The sequence below is a fragment of the Abyssisolibacter fermentans genome (assembly GCF_001559865.1).
Lineage (GTDB): Bacteria > Bacillota > Clostridia > Tissierellales > MCWD3 > Abyssisolibacter > Abyssisolibacter fermentans.
Window position 1 is genome coordinate 153973 of sequence record NZ_LOHE01000002.1, and the last position, 12517, is coordinate 166489.

Here is a 12517-nt window from a genome sequence, read left to right on the forward strand (position 1 = left end):
AGAAGATTTCAGTGAATTCGAAGGCATACCGAGTTGATATGTCGAGAATTTAATGAATACCTTATAATCAGAAGGATATAGTAGAGTGTCTAATTTTCTATGAATAATCTAGGTTTATGTATATATTCTGCAATAATTAAGTGGCAGTCACAGTATGAATCAAGTACTTTTATTGTGGGAACTTCAACAAAACCAATCTGAACTAGAGAAAATTGGTAAGAAGCTTCAAGAAATAAAAAAAGAGGACAAGCTTGAGAATATTAAACTTGGATTAAAACAGCTGGAGTATGATTTGACAACTAACAAGACTCACCTTGAAATGAAAAAAATAGAGGTTAAAAGAAGTGAAAAAAAACATAAACAAATAGAAGATAATTTAAAGCTAGTTACTTCAAAATTATACGATGGTAGTATATCAAATATTAAGCAGCTTACACAATTACAAGAAGAAGAAACGTCTTTAAGAAAACAGTGTACAGAGTTAGAGAATAAAATTTACGAAGATATGGAGAAAATAGAAGAATATATAAACAATATAGAAATCAAGCAAGTCGAGTTTGACAAGTTAAATAAAAGCGTAGCTGTATTACAAAAAAAATATACGAATGATACAGCTGATTTATACAAAATTTATAATGAGCTTCTAGAAAAAATAAAAAAAGTAAATGAAAAAATTGACCCAGAATTCCTAAAAAAATATAATTTAATTATTAAAAGAAAGCATAAAGCTGTAGTAAAAATTAAAAATGAATGTTGTACGGGATGTCATATGAATATTTCTTTATCTACTATTTCAAAATTAAAAAAAGACAAAGCAGTATGTTATTGTGATAATTGTGGAAGAATATTGTTATATACTAATAAAGATGAATAAAGTTACCACAGGCTATAAATAAAAATAAGCATAATTACATAAATAAGATAAAAAAAGCAATAATAAACATTTGACAGTATACATACATATATGTTAAACTAGTTCTTGCGCGATAAAGATAATAATTGAAAATTTAATATACGAGTAAGTCAGACAGTTGCATGTTAATGCATGAGGAAAGTCCGAGCTCCAAAGGGCAAAGGTGCTGGGTAATACCCAGTGGGGGCAACCCTAAGGATAGTGCAACAGAAATAAACCGCCTATCATTTTATGATAGGTAAGGATGGAAAGGTGAGGTAAGAGCTCACCAGCAGTTAGGTGACTAACTGGCTATGTAAACCCCATCTGGAGCAAGACCAAGTAGGGACTAAAAAAGGCAGCTGCCCGTTGCCGTCCCGTAGGTAGGTCGCTGGAACCTATTGGCAACAATAGGTCTAGATAGATAACTGTCAAATACAGAACTCGGCTTATAGACTTGCTCGTATAAAAACATATAAAACACTGCATTTGAGTTGTAGTGTTTTTTATTTTGTCACCGGACAATAAATTATTTAGTTTTTCAGTAGCTTTCTTTTGCAGTTCCATGTTTACATGAGAATAAATGTTAAGAGTAGTATTTATATCTGAAAGACCTAATCTTGGTTGAATTACTTTAAAGTCTACACCTTGGGATAATAAAACAGATTGCGTATCATGTTATGTTTATAAATAACTAAAGAAGGAATGAAGCTGTTGAAATTGATAGGATAGGTGTGAGCCTACCTTTCTTATTTTATTTATTTGAAAAATAAGAGTATTAGATTTATTAACAGCAAAAAACAAAATATGCAAAATGTTAAATAATAGAAATAATTATTAAGACCATTTAAAAATATGTTAAAAGTATGTTAATGGAATTACTGGTGGATAATACATATAATTAAATATATAAAGCGAAGGGGGAATAGATATGAAAAAGAGAATAATAGCATTAATGTTAGGCTTAGTATTAGTTCTTAGTACAGGAGTAGTATTTGCAGATGGACCTATATGGCCAAAAGACATACAAGAAAACGGACCAATTTGGCCAAAAGATACACAGCATAATGGACCAATCTGGCCGAAAGATACTAACGGGCCAATTTGGCCGAGAAATATTAAAGGTAATGGACCAATAGAACCACCTGTAAGTTTAAACGATGGACCAATAGAGCCACCAATGGGTTTAGATTGCGGGCCAATAGAGCCACCAATGGGTTTACATTGCGGACCAATAGAGCCACCAATGGGTTTAGATGGTGGACCAATAGAACCACCAATGGGTTTAGATGGTGGACCAATAGAACCACCAATGGGTTTAGATGGTGGGCCAATAGAACCACCAATGGGTTTAGATGGTGGACCAATAGAGGAACCTGTGTAAATAATATTTTATATAATTTAAAGGAGTGAGAAAATAATCTCACTCCTTTAAATCATTACCGAAAATTGTACTTTTAGTAAAAAAATTAGTTTTTAAGTATTATTGGCAAAGGAATATATAAACAGGAAGAGTTGTTTCAGTAGTATAATGGTAATCACATGAAGCTTCAAAACCTACAATACATGCCATTTCTGAAAAGAAACCTTAGCAAAGCTAGGAAGTTCACTATAATATAAGGGTAAAATAGTATTGAATATGAATATTTTAGGTAGTTGCAAAATGCAAATTAAAAAATGTGGATAACTTTTAATGTTTTATCTCATTAGTTTTTAGCGAGGGGAACCATCTCTACACGTGATCATATAGTTTTTTCAAATGGTTGTTTAAATAAATGACTTACAGGAAGACAAGATATAAAGTCTAAGTAAAGAGATTGATGAAAAAATACTTTAATGTACATTTAGATATAAATACTAAAAATAATTAAAAAAATTAGCGTAGTATACAAAATATAGGAATTCTGCTATAATATAAACAGGTAAATTGTTATAAAATGTTTTTATAGGGGGTATAATTATGTTTTGTAAATATTGTGGAACGGAAATTGATGATGACAGCAAGGTTTGTAGTAATTGTCACAAAGAGCTAGAACCAGTTAGTGTAAAATTAGAGAAAAAGGAATCAGAGACAATTGAAACTTCTCATGAAGTTTGTAGTGTTGCCAGTAACAATAGTACTTATAACAATAATAAATCGATAAGTATTATAGATTTGTGTAGATCTAGCGTTACAACATTAGTTCTTAATTTAATTTTATTCATTTCAATTTTTTCACCTTGGATAGGTCCTAATGAGAGATTTATGGATTTTATATATTCTTTAAGCGGTTATGAATTAACAGATATATTGTCTCTAGCACCATTGAAAGTAATTTCTTATGTTAGACAATTTTCTGAAATAATGAATGCTTTTGGCGGAGGGTCTGCTATTCCTTGGCAAATAAAAACTATGTATGTTTTTTATTTAATATTGGGACTTGCTATAGTTTCTATAGTATTTCAATTAATAAATAAAACTAAAAATGCTAGAATTGTAGCTATAGTTAATAGTATTTTAACTATTGTCATGTGTGTAGGGATATTTATTTTTTCACACTCAGAAAGCGGTCTAGAGTTAATTGCTGGCTTAGATTATGGTTTTTATTTAGCATTGATAAGTTCAATAATTCTATTAATTGCAAATATAAAAACATTTATTGACATAAAAAGATACGGAGCAGACAATATTGAAGAGAATATTAACTATAAAGGAATTATTAAGAATGGTTTTGCTAAGATTAAGCAAGAAGGTGCTAAAAAAGATAAAATTCAATACACTTTTATAGCAATTGGTGGATTAATATTATTAAATATCATAGTATATATGTGTAAAACGACCTTTGATTTTTCATTATTGTTAATTATGATAAGCATTATATTAATTAGTGGTATAAGTTTTTTGAAGGTAAATGTTAAATATAGTATTGAAGTTGCTAAATGTTTAGAAGAATTTAGAATATCAATGAAAAAAGCTACTGATTTTATGAGTAGATATGAAAATATATTGAATGCTATAGCCTATATTTATATATTAGTTATAACAATTGATATTTTTACTACAGGTATTTCATTTTTATCTTTTATATCTAATATAGCTAGTTATATATTCTGGATTGCTATATGGAGAGCTTTCGCTGCAAATAATACTAATTTAGTTGTTAATGGGTTGAGTTTGATAATAATAAATAAAATTGTTCATAGCATATATCTTTTACAAGATACTTTCCCAATGTATTCATCAAGCATCTCTGTAAAGATATTTATTTACAGCACTGTTTTATTATATTACTATGTAAACATTGCTAAAAAAGAAAAAAATGAAATTGCACAAGAAAACAAGAATGTATAAGATAGAAAATCTGTTGATAATCAACAATAGGATATACAAGGGGGAAACTTCATGGCTACGTGGATTACTCATTTGCGAGTGGCTGAAAAACTTTTAAAAGAGTTTGATTTTAATAAAAAAGAATTTCTAATTGGTAATATTGCACCAGATTCAGGTGTGCCTAATGAGGATTATACTGAATTTGATCCACCTACAGCAATAACACATTTTAGAAATGGTGGACAAATCAAAGCAGAAGAATTTTATGAAAAATATGTATGTAGAACAAATATTAGTAAAAAAGAGTTGGATTTTTGCATAGGGTATTATGTGCATTTGTTGACAGATAAATTGTGGTCGAAGTTACATAATCAAAAAAAGAAACAAATTATAGAATATGAGGAGCAGTTAAATAATGATCCAAAATTCATATGGAAAGTAAAAGAAGATTGGTATGGACTAGATTTTATTTATCTAAAAGAACATGATGGTAATGTATTTGACGAGTTTATGAAATTGAGTTTGGAAAAAGAATATCTAGATTATTTTCCAAAAGGAGCGATTAATAAAAAAGTAAAATATATACAGGATTATTATTCAATGAATGACGAGGCTGATATTTACACGGGTAAATATTTAAAAAAAGAAGAAATGAATAGATTTGTTGATGATACAAGTGTTGAAATAAGAAATACATTAAATAAAAATCTATAAATGTGTTAAAGCAAAGTATTTAACTAAAATAAAATATATAAAGTTATTTTGGATAAAACTCATTTACACTAGTATAAGTGAGTTTTATTATTCAAAATCATATGGATAATTTAGGTCATAAATTAATATATGAATTTGAAAAAACAATTATAAATATTCTTTATCTTGATGTATATATATGTTTTGTGAGATAATTGTTATTATAGACTAATAAAAGGAGTGGATGTTTATATGCTAAATATCAAAAAATCATTGGAGTTTGTAGTTAGGCGACTTAATAAATAAGTGCGTTTAACTTAATCAAAGAAGAATAAGTTTGCCGTTCTTTATTTGTTAAGTCAATATTTAATTCTAAAACATATTTATAGGAGGAATTAAATTTGAATTATAAGAATGGTAAAGATATTTTGCCAAATGAGTTGCTAATGGAACTTCAAAGATATATACAAGGTGAAATAATTTATATACCAAAACAAAAAAATAAACATGCGGCTTGGGGTGAAAATAATGGCACTCGTAAAGCTTTAAAAGTAAGGAATAAAGAAATATATAAGTTATATAAATCTGGACAAAGAATTAATGAAATTATGAAGATGTATAATTTATCTGAAGCTAGTATAAGAAAGATAATAGTTAATGAAAAATAAAGAGAGGTATTTTATGAGTATATTACTGGGTTAATAGTAGAGCTAAAATTGATAAATTTCTAAAAAAGGTAGACTAATAATACCTTTATTTGTTGAACAGAGAATCCCAATCTATGATTTGGCGTAAATCACTTACTCATGAGTAAAGAATAGAAATCTGTGATTTCTTGTGAATTCACTTACTACTAGTAGCAAAGGTGAGTGGGAGTTCAATATGAAATTTATCTAGCTTAAACTATTAATATATGCTCATATTATGCCTTTTATTATGCGTATAAGTAGATGTCGTAGCTATCGATAATTAATATTAATATATTAAGAGTAATTTAATAGTTTTTGCTATTAGCTCTACATATTATTTTAAAGAATATAAAAAATAATATGTAAAGGAGTAAATGAATTGAATACAAATACATTTGAAAAATTAGAATATAATGAATTATTAGAAAGATTAAAAGAATATTGTGTAAGTGGTTTAGGTAAAACACTAGTTGATAAATTAAAACCATTTACAAGCTTAGAAGCTGTAAAAAAACGACTAAGAGAAACAACAGAAGCTAAAAAAATCTTATTTAGTGTAAATCATGTACCATTTGATGGGATAAATGATATAAATGCTGTAATAAGTAAACTCAGCAAGTTTGAATTATTAACATCACAAGAGTTAATGATGATATCAGATTTTTTGAGAGGATGTAGAAGATTAAAAAAATTCATGTCAGATCAAGAGTTCTATGCTCCAATTTTAAGTGAATATTCATGGTCATTAACAGAATATAGAGACATAGAAGATGAAATTAATAGTATGATCAAAAACAGTAAAATTGCTTCTGATGCTACAAAAGAACTGTCTAGGATTAGAAGAAAAATTGATATTCTTGAAGATAAAATAAAAAGAAAATTAGATGATTTTATCACGTCCTCAAAGAATAAAAGTTATATGCAAGAGTTTTTTGTTAGTAAAAGAGGAGATAAATATGTAGTACCTATAATAGCATCTTATAAGAATAAGGTAGAAGGTAATATTATAGATTATTCTACAAAAGGTACAACTGTCTATATAGAGCCAAAAATAATTGCTAAATTAAATCATGAATTAGCTGATTTAAGGTTAAGTGAGCAGCAAGAAGAATATCAAATATTAGCGTATTTAACAGGATTAGTCCAGGAAAATGCAAAAGGTATATGTATAAATGCAGAATTAATAGCCCAATATGACTTGATATTTGCTAAAGCTAAATACAGCGAAAAAATTAATGGGATAGAACCCAAAATAAATGCAAATGGATATATAAATATAATAGAAGGAGAACATTTTCTATTAGGTGAAAAATGCGTTCCTTTAAATATACATGTAGGAAAAAACTACAGAACTTTAGTAATTACAGGACCTAATGCAGGCGGGAAGACTGTTGCTTTAAAAACTGTAGGTATATTAACTTTGGCAGTGCAGATGGGTCTCCATGTAAAAGCCCAAAAAGGTACTGAATTATCGATATTTAAGAATATCTTTGTGGACATAGGAGATAATCAGAGCATAAAAAATGCCCTTAGTACATTTTCATCTCACATGAAAAACATAGCAGACATAATAAATAAAGCAGATAAAAATACATTAATACTTTTTGATGAGCTAGGTGTTGGGACTGAACCTAATGAAGGAGCTAATTTAGCAATTGCAATTTTAGAAGAATTATATTACATGGGCTGTATAACTGTAGTTACAACGCATTATGCAGATATAAAAGAATATGCAACTAAACATTTTGATTTTGAAAATGCACATATGAAATTTGATACTGAGACTTTACAGCCACTTTATGAACTAATAATAGGAAAAGGCGGAGAAAGCAATGCTTTGTGGATTTCGAGAAAAATGGGACTAAAAGAAACAGTTATAAAAAGAGCACAAAAATATATATCAACCAAAGAATACAATTTTAAACCGATAAAACAAAATAAGCTTATAGTTGATGAAAATTTACAGGAAGATAGTAAAGAAGAGATTGAATTGAGAATTGGAGACAGAGTCAAGATTTTAGGTACTGATGAAAGGGCAATTGTATTCAAAGAAGTAGATAAATATAATAATATAGAAATAATGGTTGGTAGTGAATTTAGAGAAATAAATATTAAAAGAGTGACATTAGAAGTCAAACGTGAAAATTTGTATCCTGAAGGTTATGATTTAAATAGTTTATTTGTTAAATACAAAGACAGAAAATTGGAAAAAGATATAAAACGAGGCTCTAAAAAGGCATTGAAAAATATACAAAAAGAACTTAAAAAGAAAAAAATTACAACATGAATTAAAGAATAAAAGATAATATAAACCCTTTTGGTTAAGCAAAAGGGTTTATATTCTATAGGTAATTAAAAACTACTTATAAAATTGATAGTAAATTATTTAACGCATTAAAATTAATTCTACAAAAAACTTAATAAGTACCTTTTTATGTATAAATTTAGTATAATATAATAAAAACAAAAATGGGGGATAAAGGATGTTAAGAGAAAAGCTTAAAAAAATATTAAACAACGATAAATTGCCACAAAATATCAACAATTATGATTTTGCTCTAGAATTAATGGATAATATAGGATCTACAGATCCAGAATTAAGAGATGATTTAGTACTTACGGTTTTATGGAAAATGATTTTAAATTATGATTCATTAAAAACGAATGAATTAAAAGCATTATTAGATGTTTGCATAAGTGAAAATCACTTGTACAAAAACATAGGACAAGCTGGAGATGATGTATTTAATAGAACATTTACAATGTTAATGATAGCAGTTATAATATGTTATGATAATGAAAAAAAAGAAATATTATCTCAAGAAGAGTTTAATTATATATTCGATTCTACCATAAAATATGCAAAAAACGAAAAAGATGTAAGAGGATATATCGATAAAAAAGGATGGGCACATTCAACAGCTCATACAGCTGATGCATTTGTTGAATTAGTACTATCAAGATATATAACAAAAGAGATGGCATTAGAAATTTTAACAATAATAAAAGATAAAATTTGCATTGACAACTATACATACATAAATGAAGAAGATGAAAGACTAATTATAGCGGTAATAACTATAGTAGAAAAAAATTTAGTTGATGAAAAGGATATAATTAATTGGATAAAATCTTTTAAAGATATCAATATACCTGATAAATATCCTGAAAAAGGTCATCTACTTGTAAATAGAAAGAATTTTTTAAGAAGTTTATATTTTAGAATGGTAAAAAAACAAATGAATGAGAAATACATAAATATAGTATTTAGTATTATTAATGAAACGGATAGTTATGCTAATTAAAGTTAATTAAATTTCATACCTCCTTGCAAGTTTGAATATATTTTATAAATACATGCAAGGAGGTATGTTAAACATGAAAAATGATTTAATAGATAATATAACAGACTATATAAAAAAAGAAATTGACAAGCCATTGGATGATTATAACTTAAATACAAGGCTTTGGTCTAAAGGTTATAAGAGAGCACTGTTTGATATTCTAAGAAAAATAGAGGATAATAAAAGAAGAAATTTAAAATAAGTTTTGTGAATTATTACATACTAACCATTAATTAGTGTTATTTAAAATAATAAGGTACAAGTGAAAGGAGAATAGTAATGACAAATATTAAATTAGATGATTTAGTAAAATACAAGTTTTTATCTAAGGTTAAATTTTCTCCAAATGGAGAATATGCATGTTTTGTAGTTCATGACAGCAATTTAGAAAACAATAACTACCAATCATATTTATGGCTATATAAAATTAAGGACAAAAAGTATTATCAATTGACTACATTTGGTAAAGAATCAGACTTTATTTGGTCTTTTGATAGCAACCAAATAATATTTTCTAGTTTAAGAGATAAAGATGATGAAAAAAAACAAGAAGAAGGAGAAAATTTCACTCAGTTCTATACAATAAATATACATGGTGGAGAAGCTAAAAAAGCATTTAGTATACCTAAAAATGTAGATGAAATAGCTTTAATAGATGAAGAATCTTATATATTTTCTTCTTCAATGAACGTAAACCAAAAAGAGTTATATCATCTTGATGAAGAAAGTAAGAAAAAAGAATTGAAACAAAGAAAAGAAGACAAGGATTATGAAATATTAGATGAAATACCGTATTGGGGTAACGGTTTAGGTTATACAAATAAAATCAGAACAGGATTATATTTGTATAATGTAAACACTAAAAGAATTCAGCAGTTATCAGATAAATATATGAATGTAGAATATTTTGAATTAAATAAAGATAAAGATAAAGTTATTTTTATAGCAGAAGAATTTAAAGATAAAATGAGATTTATAAACAAAATATATTTGTACGATATAAATAGTTCAAAATTAGAAGAAATACCAGCACATGATGATTTTAGTTATAATTATGTAGGATTTTTCAATAAAAATGAATTAATATGTAATGGTTCTGATATGAAAGCATATGGCTTAAATGAGAACGGTAAATTTTATTTAATAGATATTAATACTAATAAAGCAGATTGTATAACACCTGATTTTGATTATAGCTTATGGAATTCAGTTAATTCAGATTGCCGTTTTGGAAATAGTGTTGAGTTAAAGGTTATTAATGAAGAATTATACTTTATCGTCACAAAACGAGATAGCTCATATTTAAATAAGCTTGATAGAAATGGAAATATAACTACATTAACTAAACTTAACGGAAGTATAGATAATTATGATGTATATAACGACAAAATACTATTTATTGGATTGAGAGGTTTGAAGCTACAAGAGTTATATGAATTAAATGGCGATGATGAAAAGCCAATTACGAACTTTAATGGATGGGTTCAATCAGAAAAAACAGTAGCATCAATAGAAAAATTAGTTGTAGAAACAGATGAAGGTGTATTAATAGATGGTTGGGTTATGAAGCCGGTTGATTTCAAAGTTGACAAAAAATATCCCGCTATATTAGATATACATGGTGGTCCCAAAACAGCTTATGGAGAAGTATTTGTACATGAAATGCAGTACTGGGCTAATAGTGGATATTTTGTATTCTTCTGCAATCCTAGAGGCAGTGATGGTAGAGGTAATGAGTTTGCCGATATAAGAGGAAAATATGGTACTATAGATTATGATGATTTAAGTAAATTTACTGATGCAGTTTTAGAAAAATATCCTCAGATTGACAAGGATAGAGTTGGTGTGACAGGTGGGTCTTATGGTGGTTTTATGACTAATTGGATTATTGGACATACAGATAGATTTAAAGCTGCTGCTTCACAAAGAAGTATTTCGAATTGGATATCATTCTTTAACACAAGTGATATTGGATATTTGTTTGGATATGATCAATGCTTAGATGAACCTTGGAACAATTACGAAAAACTATGGCAGCATTCTCCACTTAAATATGCTAATAATGTAAAAACTCCTACATTATTTATACATTCAGAGGAGGACTATAGATGTTGGTTAGCAGAAGGTATGCAAATGTATACTGCAGTAAAATATCACGGTGTTGATACTCGTATGTGTATTTTTAGAGGAGAAAACCATGAGCTTAGTAGAAGTGGAAAACCTAAGCATAGAATTAAGAGATTACAAGAAATAACAGATTGGTTTGATGAATATTTGAAATGATACTAAAAAGGGACTAACCATAAATAAATATTGGTTAGTCCTTTAATCTACTCATTATTTATTGAATAAAGTCGTATTTTCGCTACGTAAAGTTCTAATCACATTTTTAACATGTTCTTTCATTCCAGCTTCACCTTTTCTTAAATAGCTTCTTGGATCGTATACTTTCTTATTGCCTACTTCACTATCAACTTTTAAAATTCCATCATAGTTTTTAAAGAAATGATCAGCAATAGGTCTAGAGAAAGCGTATTGTAGATCAGTATCAACGTTCATTTTTATAACGCCATATTCAAGAGTTTCATGTATATCTTCAATTGTTGATCCAGAACCACCGTGGAAAACTAAATCTAGTTGTGAACCTTCACCAAATTCAGATACAATAGCCTCTTGGCCATCCTTTAGAATACTTGGCTTTAATTTTACATTTCCAGGTTTATAAACACCGTGAACATTACCAAAAGTAGCTGCAAGTAAGAATCTGCTATCTGGAACTGAACTTAATTCACGTGCAACTGATAACATGTCTTCTGGAGTTGTATACAGTTTTTCAGCAGGAGCATCTTCATTATTAACACCATCTTCTTCGCCACCAACAACACCAGCTTCAATTTCTAATATTATTTCATTTTTAGCACAACGCTCTAGTAACTCTTTAGATAATTTAAGATTTTCATCTAATGGTAACTCTCCACCATCAAACATGTGAGAGTTAAATAAATTAGGTAAACCTTTAGCTCTTCTTTTTTCTGTTTCTTCAAGTAATGGTATAAGAAAGTCATCGAGTTTGTTTTTTGGACAATGATCTGTATGTAATGCGACATAAATGTCATATTTCTCAGCTAATAGATGAATATGTTGAGCCAAGCTTATTGCTCCTAAAGCCATATCTTCTTTTCCAAGTCCAGATGCAAACTGAGCACCACCTGTTGATACTTGTATAATACCATCTGTTTTCATTTCTGCAAAAGCTTTTAATACTGCATTTGCAGTAGTAAGAGATGTTACATTAGCTGCAACGTAAGCAAATTTATTTTTTCTAGCATTGTCAAGCATATCGCAATATTGTTGATAATTAACTACTGGCATATTATCTCTCCTTCAATATATATTTGTCAAGGGACAAAATAAGTCCCAAATGTACAACAAATGTCCCAAATAAATTATATCATAAATATCAAAATATTTGAATATATTATCCCTGATTTTTCGTATAACTTTGAATAATATGCTGTAGGTTTCTGAATTAGAAGATTTCAGTGAATTCGAAGGCAATTACGTAGTAATTACAACACAACGTTTCAAC

10 protein-coding genes and 1 other RNA gene are annotated in these 12517 nt (G+C 28.0%); 10 read left to right on the top strand and 1 reads right to left on the bottom strand.

The window, feature by feature from the left end:
* Positions 1-154 precede the first annotated feature (154 nt).
* From AYC61_RS00845 to AYC61_RS00885, 10 genes are all read left to right on the top strand, one after another.
* Positions 155-874: a zinc ribbon domain-containing protein gene (locus AYC61_RS00845; RefSeq protein WP_066495406.1), complete on the top strand. Its 720-nt coding sequence runs from the start codon at positions 155-157 to the stop codon at positions 872-874.
* Between the two features lie 141 nt (positions 875-1015).
* Positions 1016-1360: RNase P RNA component class A (gene rnpB / locus AYC61_RS00850), an RNA gene on the top strand.
* Positions 1361-1823: 463 nt separating this feature from the next.
* Positions 1824-2276 carry a hypothetical protein gene (locus tag AYC61_RS00855; protein ID WP_066495409.1) on the top strand — a complete coding sequence of 151 codons (453 nt, stop codon included), beginning with the start codon at positions 1824-1826 and terminating at the stop codon, positions 2274-2276.
* 576 nt (positions 2277-2852) lie between these two features.
* Positions 2853-4223 (top strand): zinc ribbon domain-containing protein, encoded by a 1371-nt coding sequence (locus tag AYC61_RS00860; RefSeq protein WP_066495411.1) that lies wholly within the window; start codon positions 2853-2855, stop codon positions 4221-4223.
* 51 nt (positions 4224-4274) lie between these two features.
* Entirely contained in the window at positions 4275-4916 is a 642-nt protein-coding gene (locus AYC61_RS00865; protein ID WP_066495414.1) for a zinc dependent phospholipase C family protein, read from the top strand.
* Positions 4917-5296: 380 nt separating this feature from the next.
* A complete protein-coding gene (locus AYC61_RS00870; RefSeq protein WP_066495418.1) occupies positions 5297-5563 on the top strand; it encodes a CD3324 family protein in 267 nt (88 codons plus the stop codon).
* Between the two features lie 400 nt (positions 5564-5963).
* Positions 5964-7871, top strand: a complete 1908-nt coding sequence (locus tag AYC61_RS00875) for an endonuclease MutS2 (protein ID WP_066495419.1) — start codon at positions 5964-5966, stop codon at positions 7869-7871.
* A gap of 196 nt (positions 7872-8067) precedes the next feature.
* Complete coding sequence (locus AYC61_RS00880) at positions 8068-8889, top strand: DUF2785 domain-containing protein (RefSeq protein ID WP_066495420.1); 822 nt, start codon at positions 8068-8070, stop codon at positions 8887-8889.
* A gap of 73 nt (positions 8890-8962) precedes the next feature.
* Positions 8963-9130 (top strand): hypothetical protein, encoded by a 168-nt coding sequence (locus AYC61_RS20875; protein WP_156456280.1) that lies wholly within the window; start codon positions 8963-8965, stop codon positions 9128-9130.
* 77 nt (positions 9131-9207) lie between these two features.
* The gene (locus AYC61_RS00885) at positions 9208-11211 is read left to right on the top strand and encodes an alpha/beta hydrolase family protein (RefSeq protein WP_066495422.1); all 2004 of its coding nucleotides are present in this window, start codon (positions 9208-9210) and stop codon (positions 11209-11211) included.
* Positions 11212-11265: 54 nt separating this feature from the next.
* On the opposite strand, the gene fbaA is transcribed toward AYC61_RS00885, so the two are convergent.
* Positions 11266-12300: a class II fructose-bisphosphate aldolase gene (gene fbaA / locus AYC61_RS00890; protein ID WP_066495423.1), complete on the bottom strand. Its 1035-nt coding sequence runs from the start codon at positions 12298-12300 to the stop codon at positions 11266-11268.
* Positions 12301-12517 lie beyond the last annotated feature (217 nt).